The sequence below is a fragment of the Dactylosporangium sp. NPDC049140 genome (genome assembly GCF_040648435.1).
In genome coordinates this window covers 320,050-337,975 of record NZ_JBEZDS010000001.1, presented here as the reverse complement: position 1 = coordinate 337,975, position 17,926 = coordinate 320,050, and the positions used below count along the sequence as shown (strand labels likewise).

Below are 17,926 nucleotides of genomic sequence, written 5' to 3'. Positions count from 1 at the left end.
GCGTTCGGCCGTGTCCGGCGATGGCCACTTCCTCGCCCCGCGGGCGGCCGCTTCCAGGCGCGGTCCGCTGGGGTGGCGCGGCTTTTGCGCGTTTTCTCCGACTATTCGCGCACACTTACCGCGGGTTCACGCACCGCGGCCGTCGCGTCGCGTTCGGCCCGGTTGCGGCGCGCGACGCGGATGGCGTCGAAGCTGAACACGGCGAGCGCGGCCCAGACGATCACGAACCCGGCCAGCCGTGCGGGCGGGAGGGGCTCGCTGAAGACCGCGACACCGATGATCAGCTGCAGGGTCGGGGTGAGGTACTGCAAAATACCCAGCCCCGAGAGCGGCACGCGGTTGGCGGCCTCCGCGAACAGCAGCAGCGGTACCGCGGTCAGCACGCCGCTGCCCGCCAGCATCACCGAGTGCCACGCGGAGACGGTGCCGAACGTCGACTGGTGCTGGGTGGTGAGCCAGGTGAGGTACACCAGCGCAGGCAGCATCAGAACGCCCGACTCCAGGAACAGGCCCTCGGCGGCGGGGAGCCCGAGCCGCTTCTTGACCAGCCCGTAGCAGCCGAAGGACGCGGCCAGCGTGAGCGCGATCCACGGCAGGTGCCCGTAGTCGACGCTGAGCACGACCACCGCGACCGCGCCGATGCCGAGCGCGGTCCACTGCAGCGGGCGGAGGCGCTCCCGCAGGACGAGCACGCCGAGCAGGATGACGAAGAGCGGATTGATGAAGTACCCCAGGGAGGCCTCCACCACGCGGTCCGTGTTCACCGCGAAGATGTACACGCCCCAGTTGACGGCGATGAGGACCGCCGCGGCCGCGAGCCCGGCCATGCGCTTCCGCTGCCGCAGCAGTTCCCCGATCCGCCGCCAGTGACGGATGGCGACGATCACGAGCGTCATCGTCACCAGCGACCACACGATGCGGTGCGCGAGCACCTCGACCGCGCCGGCGGGGCGGAGCGCATGGAAGTACAGCGGGAAGACGCCCCACAGCACGTTGGCGGTCAACGCGGAGAGATATCCACGGCGCAGAGGGTCCACGGGCTACAACATATGCCTTCAACGGTAAGGGGCGGGTCCGGAACCCGCCCCTCACGCAATGTTCTTCGTCACCGGGTCCGGCCTCAGCGGTAGTCGCGGTACCCCTGGTTACCGTTGCCGTAGCCCTGGTTACCGCGGCCCTGGCCCTGCTGGTACCCACCGCCGTACTGCTGCGGCGGGGGCGGGGGCAGGCGGCGGTCGTAGTCGCGGTCGTCCCGCTTGCGCTTCTTGTCCTTGCCGTCCGGAACGAAGAAGTTGAGCAGCCAGCTGACCACGCCGATGAACAGCGCCCCGAGCACGGCGGTCGGCCAGAACTTGTCGACGTGGAACGGCAGGTCGAGCGCCTCGGCGATCTTGCTCGTGAGCAGCAGCAGCGCCCCGTTCACGACGAGCGAGACGAGCCCGAGCGTGAGGATGTACGCGAAGCACCCGATCGTCTTGATGATCGGCCGCAGCACCGCGTTGACGACCCCGAAGATCACCGCCACCACGACGAGCGTGAGCACCTTGCGGCCGGTGTCGCCCTCAACAGTGATCCCCGAGATCACCAGCGTCGCCAGCCAGACCGTGAACGCGCTCACAGCGAGCCGGATGAGGATTCCCATGCGGGTGATCGTGCCACGTACCCGCCAGTCCGGAACACCCCGCTACGCCCCCTCTTGCGCCGGAGTTCTTCGCCGAACCGCCCCTAGGATTCGGACGATGCCCAGCCCGACGCCGCCGTCCCATGCCTCCCGCGCGGTGACCACCAGCCAGCAACCCGATCCCCACGGTCGGACGGTGGGCGGAGGCCGATCTGCCCGGGTGCGCCGCCGAGCCGATTTCGGAGGGCCCGTCCGCGCCGCCGAGCCGTACGGCTAGGTGCAGGCTCGACAGGCGGCCGACCGTCACGGCGAGCGCGTGGACGATCGGCCGTTGATCGGCACGGCTAGGCGTCGGCGGGTCGATCTGCAGCAGTGGTCCGGGCCGCTGATGTGCCTGCCGCGGTCAGCGGGTCGGGCCGCCGGTCTGCGCGCCGCGGTCAGCGGGTCGGGCCGCCGGTCTGCGCGCCGCGGTCAGCGGGTCGGGCCGCCGGTCTGCGCGCCGCGGTCAGCGGGTCGGGCCGCCGATCCGCGTGCGGCGGTCAGCGGGCGAGGGCCGCCGACGTGTCTGCGGCGGTCAGCGGGCCGGGCCGCCCGTCAGCTGGAGTTCGATCGGGGTCGTCGACAGCCGGGTCCAGCGCACCGTTTGCCGGTTCACGACCACGCCCAGCATCTCGGGGTCGATCTTGGTCAGCCAGGATTCCGAGGCGCCCAGGCCCAAGGCGTCGCCGGCCAGGGCGGCCTCGTGCGGACTCAGCGGCTGCAGCAGGGCCAGGTCGGAGCGGATCAGCAGGTCGACGTCCGCCGTGGTCAGCTCGTCGCGCAGGAACAGGACGGTGCGCCAGGCGCTCTCCGGCACGAGGGCCGCCCGGGCCGGGACCGGGCCGACGTCCACGACCAGTAGCTGGGGTCGCGTCGCGGTGGCCGGCGGCGGCTCGGGCAGGCGCCCCGGCGGTACCACGGCCAGGGCCTCCGACGGGCCCAGCCCCCGCTGGAACGGCTCCCACGCGCGCGGCCGGGACGACTGCACCACCACCCGCGCCCCGGTCGCCAGCGCCCGCAGGACGACGAGCTGAGCGCACCTCGGCCCGCCGATCAGCGTCGCCCGCGTCGGCTCGGGCCGGAACAGCCGCACGACCATGGGCTCGCCGCGGCGGTTGATGCCGATCATCACCCCCTCGCCGCCCACGATCGGCGCGGCCGCCGCCAGCCGCGGGGCGCTCACGCTGACCGGGTCCCCGCCGCCGGGCGCCAGCCCGTCGTGCCCGGACAGGAGGCCGGCGAGCAGTGCATCGTCGCCGGGTGGGGCCCCGCCGAGCGGCAGCGTCGCCGCCAGCCCGTCCAGCTGCGCCCCGTCGAGACGCGTGACCTGGGCCCCCGTGCCCTCGGCCAGCCGCCGCAGCGCCGCGACCGCGTGCGCGAGCGTGGCCGCGCTCGGTGCCGCCAGCCGCACCACGAGTTCGGCCCGCACCGGTGGCCCGCCGGCATCAGACGTCGACGCCGTCCCGCCAAGCTCCCCGGCCGCAGAAGCCGTGAGCGACAGGGTCGTCACCGAGGTCGGCAGCACCAGCAGGCGGCTCGTCAGGGGGCCCTCGTCGGGCCAGCGCCGTACCCGGAGCGCGGCCTGGTGCAGGCCGCCGATCTGCACGCCCGACCACGTCTCGCGCACGGGATGGGCCGGGTCGTGCTGGGCCGCCTCCGCGATCGCCGCCAGGGCCGACGGGGCGGACAGCGGGCGGGCCGGCAGCCCCGCCTTCGTGAGGAGGCGTTGCACGCGGCGCAGCGCCGCCAGGAGTGACCGCTCCAGGTCCGCGCGCCGGTAACCGCCCGCGCGGCGCACCCGAACGGCGACGAGGACTCGCTGGTGCGCGAGCACCCGGCCCTCGGTGAGCTGCCGGTACGACGTGGCGGACGGCGTCGCCGACGGGGCGGGGGCGGTTACTGCGCTGACGAGCAGTTGGACACGCACCTCCGGCACGTCCCGCGCGGGCGTGGGCAACAGAGCGCTCAGCGGCGGCAGTGGGGGTAAGGCGGTGCCGAGCAGGTCGGACACGGCGCCGACACGCACGATCGCGGCGAGGCCGTCGGTGTCTTCGAGGACGCCCACGTCCGCGCCGTCCACGTCCAGGGTCGACGTCGCCGCGCCCGGGCGGACCAGGGCAAGCAGGCCCGGCGGCCCGGCCCCGGGCGACAGGCCGCGCCGGCCGAGCGCCCACCGCGGGCGGACCGCCCACCGCGGCCCGGCCCCGGGCGACAGGCCGCGCCGACGGACCGCCCACCGCGGGCCGTCGCCGATCCAGCGCGGCCGGAGCCGCAGGACGGCCGTCGCCGCGAGCACCACGGCCAAGGGCAGAGCCACCAGCGCCCACGTGCGGCCGAGCGCCCAGGCCGCGACCAGAAGTGCGGCCGCACCCTGGGCGAGCACTATTCGCGTTCGCGCCGACATATCGCCCCCCGCCGATGAAGTGGACGGGCTTATCGTATGGCGCCGGTATGACAGTTTTGGGGGGCCGATGGCGTCGCGGCAGGACCAGCTGCAGTCGTACCAGTTCATGGTGCAGCGGGTGGTCTCCGCCCTCGTCGTACGCGACACCGACCCAGCCCAGCCGCCATTTCGCCGAGTCGCTGGGGCCACGCTCGTGGGCGTCCTGCTCGCCGCGCTCGGGGCCGGCGGAGCGGCGGCCGTGGCGGCGCTGCGCCCCGGGAGTTCTGGCAAATGGCGCAACGACCGTGCGGTCATCGTCGAGCAGGAGACGGGGGCCCTGTTCGTGTACCGCGGCGAGGTCCTCCACCCCGTGCTCAACCAGGCGTCCGCGCTGCTCATCCTCGACGCGGCCGGTGCGCCGACGGTTGTCGTGCCCCGTTCGGCGCTGTCGGGCGCGCCGCGCGGCGAGACGCTCGGGATCCCGGGCGCGCCGAGTTCGCTGCCGCCCGCGTCCGCGCTGCTCAAGGGGCGCTGGGCGGTGTGCTCGACGCCTGCGGGCTCGGTGCTCTTCGTGGGTGGTGGCCCTTCCGGCGGTACCGCTGCGGGGGAAAAAGGCCTGCTCGTAACCGCCGCGGACCGGCAGACCTATCTGCTGTGGCACGGGTTCAAGCACCTCATCCGGCAGCCCGCGGCGGCGCTGCCCGCGCTCGTCTGGTCGGCGCGGGCGCCGGTGGAGGTGGCGCAGGCGCTGGTGCACGCGGTACCGAGCGGAACCGATCTCGCCACCCCGGACGTCGCGGATCGCGGCGCGCCGGTGCCCACCGGCAAGATCGGGCAGCTGTACAGCGTCACGGCCGGGCAGCGCACGGACGCGTTCATCCTCACCGCGGACGGGCTCGCGTCGCTCACGCCGCTGCAGGCGCAGCTGCTGCTCGCCGCGCCCGAGACGCGGAGCGTGCAGCCCGGCGGGAAGTTCCTGCCGCTCAGCCCCGCGGAGTTCGCCGCGCTGGTGCAGGGCCGGCCGGTGAGGGCGTTCGCACCGGACCCGGGCGGAGACGGTGCACTGCCCTCCGCGCCGCCGGAGCTGGTCGAGGGCCTTCCGCGCGCCGTGTGTACCGCCGATGCTCTCACAATCGACCCCAAACTTCCGGACCTCACGCACACCGTGCGCACGGCCGCGGCCACGACGGAGGGCACGGTGCTCGCCGACCGTGTGCTGGTGCCGCCCGGCTCCGGCGCGCTGGTGCGGACCGACTCGGGCGTGCTCACCCTGGTCACCGACCTCGGACGGCGCCACACGGTGCCGGTGCCCGATGCGCTGGGCGCGCTCGGGTACGGCGCCGAGCAGCCCGTCGCCGTGCCGGGCGAGATGGTCGCGCTCCTGCCCGCGGGGCCGGCGCTCGACCCCAGCGCGGCCGGCGCGGTCGCGGGATGACGCCGATCGGGCGCTCGACCCGGGCGCGGCCGGCGCGGTCGCGGGATGACGCCGATCAGTAGTTCGTCAGCACCAGGTCGAAGCTCGCCCGCGCGGACGCGCGCAGGTTGATGTCGCGGCGCGTCGCCATGCGTGTCGCGCGGAAGCCCTCGTAGATCCGCCGGGTCGCGTCGGTGTCGCTGTTCGTCATCGTCAGCAGCACCCCACGCCGCGACGCGTCGTGCATTTCGGCCGCCAGCCGGTCATGGTCACCATCCCGGAACTGCCCGGGGGTGTACCTCTTGAAATCCGCGAACCCACCCTCCGGCAGATACGGAGGGTCCAGGAACACCCAGTCGCCCGCGGCCGCCTCGCGCAGCGCTTCGGCGAAGTCGCACAGGCGCACATCGGCCCCGGCGAGCGCCTGGGAGGCTTCGAGGAGCGTTTCGCGGCGATAGTACGGCCGGTCATAGGCTCCATAGGGAGTGTTGAACCCGCCGCGGCGGTTGACCCGCCACAGGCCCCGGAACGCCGTCTTGTTGAGGTAGATGACCCGGGCGGCCCGCTCGACCGGGCCCAGGCTCGCCGGGTCCTGGCGCCGGACGAGGGCGAACTGCTCGGGCGTGTTCGCCATCGCGTCGAGGCGCTCCATCACCGCCTCCGGCTGCGCCGCGACGGCCTGGAAGCAGGCCACGAGCTCGGGGTTGGCGTCGGAGAGCACCGCCTTGGCCGGGCGCAGCTCGAAGAAGACGGCCGCGCTGCCCATGAAGGGCTCCCAGTACCGGCCGGTGAAGGGCGGGGCGGCGGCGACCAGCTGGGCCGCGTACCGCGTCTTGCCGCCGGCCCACTTGATGAATGACCGGCCCTCCGCCATGCCGGACATCTTAGAGGGGCGAAATGCCGGAAGTTATCCACAGCGCAGGTTTGGGTCTGGTGGCGGATCGGCGGGCGCCGATACGGTCGGAGCGAATCCGGGTTCGCATCGTCCGGTGTCTATGTCATGACGAGAACGGGGTGACTTTGCGGTGGCGCAGACGACACAGGCGCAACAGGCCGAGCTCAACGCGGCCGCGCAGCGGTTCGAGCAGGTCAATGGCGAACTGCAGAGCATGCTCAACACGCTGATGCGAGAGCTGGAGGTGACCCGCACGGGCTGGCAGGGCGCCGGCGGGCGCACCTTCGAGCAGGTGAAGCTCGCGTTCAAGACCGACCAGGACGTGCTCAACCGCAACCTCCTGGAGACGTCCGAGGGCCTGCGCACCGCGGGCCGGAACTACAACGCCACCGATGTCGAGGCCGCGGGCACCATGCGCCGCGCCGGCAACACCGACCTGTCCGCGCTCGGCGGCTGAACCCGGAGGTCTTCATGGATGACACGCTGGTAGTCGATTTCGGCGCGCTGGAGCACGCGGGCCAGTCCATCCAGAGCGCGCTCAACACGCTGCACTCGCGCCTCGACGAGGCGTCGCAGCTCGGCAAGCGCCTTACGGCGAGCTGGCAGGGCGACGCCAAGGACGCGTACGCGCTGCGTCAGGCGAACTGGGAGCGCGCGGGCGGCGACCTGGCCCAGATGCTGCGAGACATCAAGGTGGGCGTCGAGCGGGCGATGCAGCGGTACCAGGAGACGGAGGCGCGCAACACGCACCTCTTCCCGGGCCGCGGCTGACCGCCGCTCGAGGGCGGCGCCTCTCTTGAAGGGGCGCCGTCCTCGTGTGCCGCGCTCTCTTGGGGGACGTCGGCTTCGTCGGCGGCGCCTCTTCGAGGGCGTCGCTTCGTTTGGTGGTGCTTCTTCGATGGCGCCATCTTTCGTCCCTGGCTGCGCTCTCCTCGAGAGGCGCCGTCCTCGTCAGTCGTGCAGGCCGGGGCGCCAACTCCGGCGACGGCCCCGAGGCAGGATCGCGGCCAGGGTCACCGCCAGCAGGATCGCCGTCAGGCCGCTCAGGGCCCAGGTCAGCGACGTACGGGTGGCCGTGGCGCGCCCGGTCGCCGTCGCGTCGCGGGCCGGCCGGGCCAGAGAGCGGGCGGGCGGGTTCGGGGAGGCACCGGTGCGCTCGGTGAGCGCGCGGTACGGGTTCAGCAGGCCGGCGCCGTAGCCCGGGCCCGCATGGCCGCCGTCCGCGGTGGCGATCAGTTGGGCGGCGACCTCGGGGGCGGAGAGCTCCGGGCGGTACTGGCGAAGGAGCGCGGCCGCCGCCGACACGAAAGGTGCGGCGAAGCTGGTGCCGTCCATGGTCGCCCAGCCGTCCGGTGTTGCCGTCGTCACAATCTGGGCGCCGGGGGCGACGAGATCGACGTACGGGCCGGTCTGCGAGGTCGGAGCGCGCTGTCCGTCGGCCGCGACCGAGCCGACGCCGATGACGCCGTCGTACGCCGCCGGGTACGGGGTCTGGTTGCCCTGCTCGGCGCCGTTGCCCACCGCGGCCACGACCACGACGTCGCTGTCCCGCGCGAACGCGATGGCGTCGCGGACGGCGGCATCGTCGGAGTACGACACCAGCGAGAGGTTGATGACCAGCGCGCGGCGGCCGACGGCGTCGCGGATCGCGGCGGCGAGGCCGGCCGGGGTGCCGCGGCGGCCGGTCAGGGTGCCGTTGTCGGCCTCGACCTGCTCGCTCACGCGCAGGGCGAGGATCGTGGCGGCCGGCGCCAGGCCGCGAAACGGCGTGGCCGGGGACGGGCGGGCCGCGATGATGCCCGCCACGCCGGTGCCGTGCCCGACGCAGTCGACGACGGAGTCGCCCCCGTCGAGCTGGTCGGGGCCGGGCTGGACGGCGCCCCGCAGCTGCGGGTTGCGCGCGTCGACGCCGGAGTCGATCACCGCGACCACGATGCCGTGGCCGTCGGCGAGGGGGTTGAGCCTTGCTTGGTCGTACCGCTGCAGGGGCCACGGCACCCCCGACGGCGTGGGCGCGGGCAGGTGCGGTCGGCTCGGGCAGGTGCCGGGCGCCCAGGCGTACGCGATCGGGCTCATGCCGAACATTGCTGCAAAAACCGACAAAGCCGCCAAAGCGGATAGCGCGCGCCGGCGAGCCATGTGCGTCATGCTAGGCGCTGAGGCATCGATGGGCTGCCCCGTCGCGGTGCTCCCGTAGTCCGTCTCGGCCGGTTCAGGCGTCGAACGGCCCGTATGGGTGCCGCGAATGAGACAGGCCTGTGAGCCCCCCGCGTTCGATCGCTATGCTGGCCGGAGCGCTTGCCCGCGTCGCACCCCTCGAATTGCCGTGGCCATATAGGTTAGGTTTCGGCGACGCGGCGGTTTCGAGCCCGAAGAGGGGGTGGCCGTTGAGCGAGTGGGAACCGGCCACCGAGGCCGAGGTCGCCATGCGTGATGCGCTGCGCGCGAACGACCAGGAGCAGTACTTCCGCATCCTGGCGCGCACAGACGTCCTGCTGCCGATCGCACCCGACAAGTCCTCGGACAGCGAGGGCGGGTGGGGCACGTGGACCACCGAGGGCCGCACGCATGTGCTGGCCTTCACATCGACGTCCGCGCTGCAGGAGTGCCTCGCGGGGCACCCGGGCACGCACCGTCGTGTGCCGTTCCGCGACCTCGCCGGGATCTGGCCCAACGTCGAGTGGTGGCTGGCCGTCAACCCCGGCCTGCCCGTCGAGGGCTACCTGCCGTCGTGGTTCGTGACCCAGATCAGCCGCGGCGACGTTCGCCTGCCCGGTCGCACCCTGGGGGCGCGGGCGCGCATGGAGCAGGCGTCCTCGCGGACCCGGGCGACGGCCCAGGTACCGGTGCGCGGCGTGCCGAACCAGCCCGCGCCCACGCCGATCGAGCGCCAGCGCCTGAAGGCGACCGAGCCGGGCCCCTCGGCCCCGCCGGCGTCGACGGTGCCGCCGCGGCGTGAGGTACCGCCGCCGGATGTTGCGCCTCCGGGGGCTTTCCTGCCCACTCGGGCGGATCGTCCGATCAACTTCGGGCGTTCCGCGGGACGGCCCTTCACGCCCCCGTCGGCGGTTCCGCCGCCCGCCGCGGCTCGGCCGGCTCCGGTTCCGCCGCCCGCCGCGGCCCGGCCCGCGCCGGTTCCGCCGCCCGCTCCGGTTCCGCCACCGGCTCCGGTTCCGCTTGTCGCTCCGGTTCCGCCGGCCGAGAACGGCCCGACCTCGCCCGCGCCGGCCCCGGGCGCCGGCGCGATCCGCGGCCGCGCGTCGTTCCCGGGCGCGCGCGGGCTCTTCGACGACTCGGACCGCAAGTCGCTGGACGTGCCGGGCGAGCGGGAGCTGTTCACGGGCCTGGACCGGGGGCGCAACGGTACGCCGCCGTCGCCCGGCCTCCCCGGTCGCCCATCGCGCGCGGCCAGTAGCGACCCCGGTCTCGCGCCGCGGCCTCTCAGCGACCCTGGGCTGCCTTCGCGTCCGCTGGGCGAGTCCGGCCTGCCGCCGCGTCCGCTGGGCGATCCTGGGCTGCCGTCACGTCCTGTCGGTGACTCCGGCCTGCCCTCGCGGCCCGTGGGCGACTCCGGGCTTCCCTCGCGTCCTGTGGGCGACTCCGGGCTGCCTTCCCGTCCGCTGAGCGACCCCGGTCTCGCGCCGCGGCCCCTTGGCGATCCTGGGCTGCCTTCCCGTCCGGTCGGCGATTCCGGCCTGCCCTCGCGTCCGTTCGGGGATTCCGGGCTTCCTTCGCGGCCTGGTAGCGGTGACTCCGGGCTTCCCTCGCGGCCCGGTGGTGGTGGGGAAGACGACGGGGATCCGCGTCGGTACTGGCCGCGCCGCGAGCCCGCACGCAGCCTCGGCGAGATCTACACCGAGCACGCGGATCCGGTCATTCCGGCCGCCTGGCAGCCGCCGCCGGACCTTCCGGTCGCGTCGGGGCCGCCGTTGCCGACGCGCCAGCCGCAGACCTCGCGGCCCGAGGCCGATGCGGCGCCGGCCTTCCGTCCCGGCGGGACGTTGCCGCAGCGTCCGGGCCGTGGAGAGGGCTTGCCGTCCCGACCCGTACCGGGCGGTGGCGAGCCGCTGCCCTCGCGCCCCGGGCTGGGGGAGCCACTTCCTACGCGCCCCGGTTCGGGTGAGTCGCTGCCCTCGCGTCCGCTCTCGGGCGAGGTTCTTCCGCCGTGGCCCGGTCCGGGTGGGGCGGCGCCGCGGGCTGGGGGCGACCCGGCTCCGTACCGTTCCGGTGACCCGCTGCCTTCGCGGCCCGAGCCCGGCGCTTATCGTTCGGGTGACCCGCTGCCGTCGCGTCCCGGATCGGGCGAGCCGGCCGCGTTCCGTTCCGGTGATCCACTGCCTTCGCGGCCCGAGCCCGGCGCTTATCGTTCGGGTGACCCGCTGCCGTCGCGTCCGGGTTCCGGCGAGCCGACGCCGCCCGGTGAGTCGACGCAGCCGATTCGTTCCGGGTGGACCGGGTCGGCCGACGTGCGTCCGGGGCGGCCCGGGCTCGTGGCCCGCAGCGGTGGCGAGGCCTTCCAGTCCGGCGAGCAGAACGGCGGCCAGTCGTGGTCGCAGCCCGCCGCGGCCGCGATGCCTCCCGCGCCGCCGGTTTCCGACGTTCTGGCCGCGCCGCATCTTCCGTCGGTGCCGCCCGCCTCTTCGGCGCCTCCCGGATCGTCCGGTGTACCGGGATCAGGACTGTTCGGTGCCGGTGCGCCCGGCTCCGGGGCTCCGGTCGCCGAGGAGTCCGACGAGCCGTTGCCGTTCGATCGGCCCGTGTTCGACCGGCCCGGCTTCGGCCGCCTCGACATCGAGAGCCCGGAGGCCGATGAGACCCCGGCCAAGCCCTTCGGCGACCTCGCCGCCGGGGCGCGCACTGCCGGGTTCGGGCGCTCCGACCTCGATGAGCACCCGTTCTTTGCCGACGAGCCCGAGCCCGAGGCATCGGAGCCCGCGCCCGGCTCGTGGATGGGCAGCGCCTGGGAGAACAGCGCGCCCACCGTATCGAGCGACCAGCAGCAGTCCGAGCCGGCGTTCTCCGCCTGGGACGCGCGGCCGTCGACGGAGCAACCGCCGGAGAATGCCGCCGGTGAAGGGGCGTTCTTCACCGGGCGGGCCGAGGTACCGTCGTCGTTCTTCCAGCCGCCCGCGGAGCCGCCACGGTCGCTCTTCGGCGACGGCGATGAGGCACCCGGCGACCCGCAGCGGCCCTTCTTCGACGACGAGCCGGAGTCGCGGCCGTTCAACGCGTTCACCGCGTCCCGGTCGGACGACCCGCCGATCCGCGACCCGTACGCCGCGCTCGCCGACCTCCGCTCCGAGCCCGACGCGGCCCAGCCCTCGTTCGCCTCGGGCGTGGACGCACTGGCCGAGCACCCGCCGGCCGACGCCCCGGACGAGCCCGCCGCGACCTGGTCCGAGCCCGCGCCGTGGATCGACACGCGTTCGGGCGGCGGCACTTTCGAATCCACCACGAACGAGGACGAGAAGGAGAACACCGGCTCGTTCTTCCTGTCCGGCTCGGCCCGCGACGCCGAGCCGAGCCCCACCCCCGAGCCGTCCCCCGCCCTGCGCTCGTTCTTCGAGGACGGCGAGGCCGAGCGCCCCGACTTCCAGCAGGCCGTGGTCCAGGACCTGCCGAGGCCGGATGTGGAGCTCGAAACCGAGGCGACCGGCGGCCCGGGCTTCCGGCCCGTGATCGAGGACTCTCTGCCGAGCGCCGGGCCGGGGTACCAGGCCGCCGCCGAGGAGAGCCAGGACGCCGGGTTCTCGTGGGCGTACCAGAGCGAGCCGGTCTATGAGCCGGAGATCGTCGACGACGTGCCGGTGCGGCTCCACGACGAGATCGTCGACGCCGAGGTCGTCACGCCGCCGGCGCCCGAGGCGAGCGTGCCCGAGGCCGAGTTCCACCCGGCGAACACGGTCGAGAAGGACCTGTTCGAGGCCGTCCAGGCCAACAGCACCGACCGGTTCCTGTCGACGTTGCTGCTGGCCAAGGTCCTGATCCCGTTCTGGACCGGCGACGGGCCGGTGGAGCCGTCGAACTGGCGTACCGAGCACATGAACGGCCTGCCGCACCTCGTCGTGTTCACGTCGCAGGAGCGCATGACCGAGCGTCTCGGCGAGGACGCGCGCGGTAGCTGGATCAAGTTTGCGCGCCTGATCCGCCAGTGGCCGCCCGGCGACCAGCTGGCGTTCGCGATCAACCCGGAGTCGCCGTCCGGCGCGGTGCTGCCCGGCGCCGAGGTCATCCAGCTCGCGAGCTGGGCCGCCGAGATGGGCCTGGGCGCCGACGACCCGGACGAGCAGCCGGTCGCCCCGGCGGCCGCGCCCGAGCCGCAGCCGGAGAAGCGTCCCGCGTACGAGCCGCCGGGCACCGCCCTCGAGCAGGTCATGCAGAAGCCGATCTCGCCCGAGCAGCTCTCGTACTACCTGGAGCGCAACTACGACCGCGTGTCGGGCTTCGTCCACCGGGCCGGCGAGGTCGCTCATCTCGAGACGCCGGAGCAGATCTACAACGCGCTCGGCCTCGGCTACGCCGGGTCCTCGTTCAAGCCGGACGCCGACGAGGCCTACGTCCTGCGCTGGATCGCGTACCGCGGCGACCTGTACCGCATCCCGTACGGCGGCTCGTCCCAGGAGGCCATGCGCGCCATGGAGGGCTGGGTCATCGAGCGCCCGCCTTTCCGCGGCAACGGCTTCGCCCCGAGCGAGACGAACGACGTGATCGCCGAGTTCAAGGTCGACAGTGCCCGTCTGCCGCACAACGCCGAGCTGTGGCGCCTCCGCCGCGACGGCCGGCAGGACCTGATCGCGCGCCTCGACGCCGACGGTCCCGCCTGGCGAAGGGACGTCCCGTGATCCGTGACGGCTACGCGGCCCGCTGGCTCGGCGCCGAGTACGAGGCCAGCCCCGACGGCGATGACGTGCGCCTCTACCGCCCCGACGCGAGCGACGGCTTCGACGAGGTCCGTCCGGGCCGGTACCGGCGCATCGTGGCCCGCGGCGAGATCGACGACCTCGTCTACGTGCGCACCACCTGCCTCTGGCGCGACCAGCCCTTCATCGTGCTGGGCGAGCACGAGGGCTGGTTCCGCGTGGAGTACACCGGCGGCCGCGCCCCCGCCGCCGCCGAACTCGGCCTCGAAGAGTTCGACTACGGCGTGTACCAGGGCTGGGCCCCGCGCGCGGAAGTCACTGAGCTGCGCGAATACCGCGTATAGAAAGAGTCAGCCGGCCTTGGCCCAGCGAATGATTTCGCCCGTCACCAGATCCGGCTGCTCGACGTGCGGGAAGTGGGCCGCATTCGGCAACAGGCGCCATTCGTACTCGGCCAGCACATAACGGCCGGAGCCCTGCGCCGTGCGTGGCAGGACGGCCGGGTCCAGGGCTCCGTGCAGCTGAAGAGTCGGGGCCGTGATCGGTTGCTGCAGGAGCTTCACGAATCGGTACCCCTGCAGGCGCAGCGCCGAGCGGACGGCCCAGCGATAGGTCTCCAGGGCGCAGAAGGCCGCCTGCGGAATCTGCATTGCGGAGCGCAGACACGCCTCGTATTCCCGGTACGACTCCCGGGCGGTCCACTCGGGGGAGCCCCAGCGGCGCAGGTAGTCGCCGACCAGGGCGGCGTCGTTGCGGGTCAGAACGTGTTCGAAGCGCGGGACCTGGAAGCGCAGCACCGGCTTGGCCGCGGCCAGCTGCCCGCGCGGATCGCTGGCCAGGCCGGCGCGCAGGCGCAGGGGGTGGGCCGCGCCCAGGACCACCAGGCGGCGGACCATCTTCGGATGGAAGGCGGCGGTCGCCCAGCCGATCATGCCGCCGTAGCCCGCGCCGACCAGGATGGCGCTGCGCTCGCCCAGGGCGCGGATGAGACCGGCCACGTCGCCGGCCATGGTGTAGCCGTCGTAGCCGCGCGGTGGCTTGTCGCTCGCGCCGTAGCCGCGCAGGTCGACGGCGACGGCGCGGAAGCCGGCGTCGGCCAGGGCGGGGAGCTGGTTGTGCCAGGCATACCAGAACTCGGGGAACCCGTGCAGGAACAGCACCAGCGGGCCGGTGCCGGCCTCCACCACGTGGAATCGGTTGCCGTTGGCGCTGACGAATCGGTGCGACCATGGCCCGTCGATCATGACGCACGTGTCGTCTACCGGTGGGTTCATGCCGCTCAGCGTAGGGCTAACGCTGTCGAAATCACGCCAGGCGACCGGCTAGCGTTCAGGCCATGTTCCCGCCGCTGCCGTTGATCTCCGCCACTGGTACTCCACGTAAGTGTGGGACCACCTACGGTTCGGTTGCCGCCTTCGCAATTGTCGCGAACACCGCGAACTACATGGCCCGATTCGCCGCGGTCGGCATTGACGTCCAGCGGGCTCGCGATTACGGAGCGTTGTTCCGGGCGGCGTCTCACCGCCACGCCCCGCGGGTGGCCGAAATGCTCGACGGTGTGGCCGAAGGCGCCGGTGTGAATGTCGACGAGATATACGCGCTCAACGGGCGCACGGAACTGATCTACAGCGTCGACCCGGACGACGCCGGGAGCGACCGGCGTGCCGGGGCCGGTGAGTGCACCGCGGTGGCCGTGCTCGGCGAGCGCAGCACCAGCGGGCACACGCTGCTCGCGCAGAACTGGGACTGGCATCCGGACCAGCGGCCGTACGCGCTGCTGCTCGACACGACCGACGAGCGCGGGCGGCGGGTGGTCGCGCTCACCGAGGCCGGCATGCTCGCCAAGGCCGGGCTCAACGACGCCGGGCTGGGCGTGTGTGTCAACATGCTCGGCACCACCCGGGACCGGCGGGACGGTGGCGTGCCGTACCACGTGCTGCTCCGCGCCGCGCTCGAGCAGCCGCACCTCGGGGCCGCCATCCAGGCCGTATGCTCCGTCCCGCGCGGTGCGAGCATCAATCTCCTGATGGGGCAGGCATTTCCCGGCGGTACCCCGGGCGAGGCGATCGACCTCGAGGTCGCCCCCGGCGACGTCGGATTCGTGCACCCGGTCGACGGCGTGATCACCCACGCGAACCACTTCGAGAGCGCGCTCTCCGCCGTCGACACGCTGAAGTCGATCGGGAGCTCGTCGTTCTTCCGTGCCGCCCGGGCACGCCGGCTGCTGGGGACCGGGCCGATCGGCGAGGAGCGGATCAAGGCGGTGCTGCGCGACCACGGCGGGTTCCCGGCCTCGATCTGCCGCCACGACGAGGGCAAGGAGGTCGATGACGCCGATCGAAGCGAGTCGCTGTTCACGCTCGTCCTCGACCTGGACGAACGCCGTATGTCGATCGCCCCCGGGCCGGCGTGCCGCGGGGTGGAGTACCGCCACATTCGACTGGACGAATCCGGCTGAATCGGGCACCGCAGGAGTTGCAGCGGTACCTTAAATATATCTGTGTAAACCGATCCTTAAGTGCCCTGTTGTTACAAGTGTTTCAGCAGCTCAGACCGGCATTCAAGGTCCTTGTCACAATCCCGGTGACCTTGGGTCACCGGGATTGTCTTAAGTCCTGATCAGCGCGCTTCAAGCATCGGTTGAGCGGCTCCTGAGCAGCCACTACCTTCCGCTACGACAACCGCGCGCCCCATTCTTCTGATCGGGACCTGTAGATGAACGAGCGTTATGACCCGTATGCCGACGACTCGTACTACGAGTCCGGCTACGAGGACCAGACCGGTCGCTACGGCCGGCCGGGCTACGGCGACCCCCGCTCCGCCGGCCCGCGCGGCAACGGTTCGATGCCCGCCGATCGCGGCGGTTCCGGCCCGCACTTCTACGACCTGAACGCCATGGACCGCGGCCGCGGCGCCCTGCCCGACCTGGACGAGGCCGAGGACTACGACGACGAGGCGCCGTCCAGCTGGCGCCGCCGGGGCGCCATGATCGCGATCGGCGGCGGCGCGGCCGCGCTGATCGGCGGCGGCGCGTACGCGGTGACGCAGTTCTTCGGCAAGGGCTCGCACCCGGGCGCCGACCCGGCCGCGGCCGACGCGCCGGTGGACAACACGATCCCGGCGTACGTCGACCAGAACCAGAGCCTCATGAACGGCGAGGCCGGCCTGGGCATCCGCAAGAACACGCCCACGTCCGGCTCCTCGAAGGGCTCGCCCGCCGACGCCGCCAAGGCCGCCGTGGTCAAGGCCAACACCGTGCTGCCGACGAAGGACCCGGTCCGCCACCTGGCCAGCCGGCTCACGTTCGGGCCGAACGCCAAGGTCATCAGCGACATCAACAAGCTGGGCATCAACGCCTGGATCGACAAGCAGCTCAAGCCGGAGACGATCGCGCTGACCCGCGGCGAGCAGAAGGCCGACGCCGAGCTCGTCACCTACGCCATGTCGTACGACCAGCTCAAGGCCCAGCGCGACGATCTGGACAAGAAGGGCATCCACGCGGACGACCAGAACGTCCGGTACGCGATCGCCAAGCAGATCTTCTCCGACCGCCAGCTCTTCGAGATGATGGTCGACTTCTTCCAGGACTTCCTGCACGTCGCGGCCTTCCACGACGGCAATGAGCTGACCCGCGCGGCCTTCGACCGCGACGTCATCCGCAAGTACGCGCTGGGCAACTACGTCGACATGTTCGTCGCCGCGAACAAGCACCCCGCGCTGCTGCGCTACCTCGACCAGCAGGACTCCACGAAGGACCGGATCAACGAGAACCTCGCCCGCGAGAACCTCGAGCTCTACACCGTCGGGGCCTTCAACGGGTACAACGAGACCGACGTGCGCCAGGCCGCCATGCTGCAGACCGGGCGCAGCATTCGCGACAACCAGTACGTGTACCGGCCGGAGCAGCACTACGTCGGCCCCGTGAAGATCATGGGCTTCAGCCACCCGAACGGCGACGCGGCCGGCGGCGAGGCGGTGCAGGAGGCGTACTTCCGGTACATCGCGTTGCACCCGAACACCGCGCAGTACATGGCGCAGAACCTCGCGACGCGGTTCGTGTCCGACGTCCCGCCGAAGAGCCTCGTCGATGCGATGGCCAAGACCTACCTCGACAAGAAGAGCAACATGTCGGCGGTGGTGATGACCATGCTGTCGCGCACGGAGTTCTGGGAGTCCGTCGGGCAGAAGGTGCGCCGGCCGGGCGAGTACCTCACCGCCACCTACCGCGCGCTGGAGATCGGCGCCGACGCCCCGGCGACGTTCACCTCCACCAACACGAACATGAGCCCGATGGTCCAGGGCCTCGGCGACATCATGCGCAAGCTCGAGGAGTTCGGCCACGCGCCGATGGAGCTGCCGACGCCGAACGGGTACGCCGACGTGTACGTCGCCTGGACCTCGGCCGGCACCATGGTCAACCAGTGGAACGACGCGTACACCGCGATCACCGGCGGCCGGCGCCAGTTCACGTGGACCAAGCCCGAGGCGCTGATCCCGAACCCGCCGGCCACCGCGGGCGCCTACCTCGACGCGCTCACCAAGAAGCTGATCAACGTCACGCTCGACAACGACCGCAAGACCGCGATCCTGCACATCGTCAGCCTGACGATGACCGCCTCCACCCCGGTGGACGCCACGTTCAACGGCGGCATCGCGGCGGTCGTGCGCGCGATCTTCGCCACTCCCCACCACCACCTCCGGTAGGCGGCACACC

General features: G+C 72.6%; 12 protein-coding genes and 2 pseudogenes. 8 read left to right on the top strand and 6 right to left on the bottom strand.

Annotated features, from left to right (window positions below; all coding sequences use genetic code 11):
* Positions 1-101: 101 nt before the first annotated feature.
* The 3 genes and pseudogenes from rarD to AB0B76_RS01485 all read right to left on the bottom strand — a co-directional run bounded on the left by rarD (position 102) and on the right by AB0B76_RS01485 (position 4,064).
* On the bottom strand, positions 102-1,037 hold the full coding sequence (rarD, locus tag AB0B76_RS01495) for an EamA family transporter RarD (protein ID WP_360367510.1): 936 nt from the start codon (positions 1,035-1,037) through the stop codon (positions 102-104).
* Between the two features lie 257 nt (positions 1,038-1,294).
* A pseudogene (locus AB0B76_RS01490) lies at positions 1,295-1,642 on the bottom strand (phage holin family protein); the annotation flags it as partial.
* A gap of 553 nt (positions 1,643-2,195) precedes the next feature.
* Positions 2,196-4,064 carry a type VII secretion protein EccE gene (locus AB0B76_RS01485; protein ID WP_360367507.1) on the bottom strand — a complete coding sequence of 623 codons (1,869 nt, stop codon included), beginning with the start codon at positions 4,062-4,064 and terminating at the stop codon, positions 2,196-2,198.
* A gap of 67 nt (positions 4,065-4,131) precedes the next feature.
* Between AB0B76_RS01485 and eccB the strand changes: the two genes are divergently transcribed.
* Positions 4,132-5,478, top strand: coding sequence for a type VII secretion protein EccB (gene eccB, locus AB0B76_RS01480; protein ID WP_360367504.1), 1,347 nt, complete (start codon positions 4,132-4,134; stop codon positions 5,476-5,478).
* Positions 5,479-5,533: 55 nt separating this feature from the next.
* On the opposite strand, the gene AB0B76_RS01475 is transcribed toward eccB, so the two are convergent.
* Entirely contained in the window at positions 5,534-6,331 is a 798-nt protein-coding gene (locus tag AB0B76_RS01475) for a Dam family site-specific DNA-(adenine-N6)-methyltransferase (protein ID WP_360367501.1), read from the bottom strand.
* A 151-nt stretch (positions 6,332-6,482) separates the two neighbouring features.
* Between AB0B76_RS01475 and AB0B76_RS01470 the strand changes: the two genes are divergently transcribed.
* Complete coding sequence (locus AB0B76_RS01470; protein WP_360367498.1) at positions 6,483-6,809, top strand: WXG100 family type VII secretion target; 327 nt, start codon at positions 6,483-6,485, stop codon at positions 6,807-6,809.
* A gap of 14 nt (positions 6,810-6,823) precedes the next feature.
* The gene (locus AB0B76_RS01465; protein WP_360367495.1) at positions 6,824-7,123 is read left to right on the top strand and encodes a WXG100 family type VII secretion target; all 300 of its coding nucleotides are present in this window, start codon (positions 6,824-6,826) and stop codon (positions 7,121-7,123) included.
* A gap of 180 nt (positions 7,124-7,303) precedes the next feature.
* Here AB0B76_RS01465 and AB0B76_RS01460 read toward each other — a convergent pair whose 3' ends face one another.
* Positions 7,304-8,428, bottom strand: coding sequence for a S8 family serine peptidase (locus AB0B76_RS01460; protein WP_360367492.1), 1,125 nt, complete (start codon positions 8,426-8,428; stop codon positions 7,304-7,306).
* Positions 8,429-8,739: 311 nt separating this feature from the next.
* Here AB0B76_RS01460 and AB0B76_RS01455 point away from each other — a divergent pair.
* The 3 genes and pseudogenes from AB0B76_RS01455 to AB0B76_RS01445 form a co-directional block, all read left to right on the top strand.
* Positions 8,740-9,159: pseudogene (locus AB0B76_RS01455) on the top strand (SseB family protein); the annotation flags it as partial.
* 1,659 nt (positions 9,160-10,818) lie between these two features.
* Positions 10,819-13,194: an SseB family protein gene (locus AB0B76_RS01450; protein WP_360368779.1), complete on the top strand. Its 2,376-nt coding sequence runs from the start codon at positions 10,819-10,821 to the stop codon at positions 13,192-13,194.
* A complete protein-coding gene (locus AB0B76_RS01445; protein WP_360367489.1) occupies positions 13,191-13,556 on the top strand; it encodes a hypothetical protein in 366 nt (121 codons plus the stop codon). Before AB0B76_RS01450 ends, AB0B76_RS01445 begins: the two co-directional genes overlap by 4 nt.
* A 6-nt stretch (positions 13,557-13,562) precedes the next feature.
* On the opposite strand, the gene AB0B76_RS01440 is transcribed toward AB0B76_RS01445, so the two are convergent.
* Entirely contained in the window at positions 13,563-14,486 is a 924-nt protein-coding gene (locus AB0B76_RS01440) for an alpha/beta hydrolase (protein WP_360367486.1), read from the bottom strand.
* Positions 14,487-14,548: 62 nt separating this feature from the next.
* Between AB0B76_RS01440 and AB0B76_RS01435 the strand changes: the two genes are divergently transcribed.
* Both AB0B76_RS01435 and AB0B76_RS01430 read left to right on the top strand, forming a co-directional pair.
* Positions 14,549-15,670, top strand: a complete 1,122-nt coding sequence (locus AB0B76_RS01435; protein WP_360367483.1) for a C45 family peptidase — start codon at positions 14,549-14,551, stop codon at positions 15,668-15,670.
* 257 nt (positions 15,671-15,927) lie between these two features.
* Complete coding sequence (locus AB0B76_RS01430) at positions 15,928-17,916, top strand: DUF1800 domain-containing protein (RefSeq protein ID WP_360367480.1); 1,989 nt, start codon at positions 15,928-15,930, stop codon at positions 17,914-17,916.
* Positions 17,917-17,926 lie beyond the last annotated feature (10 nt).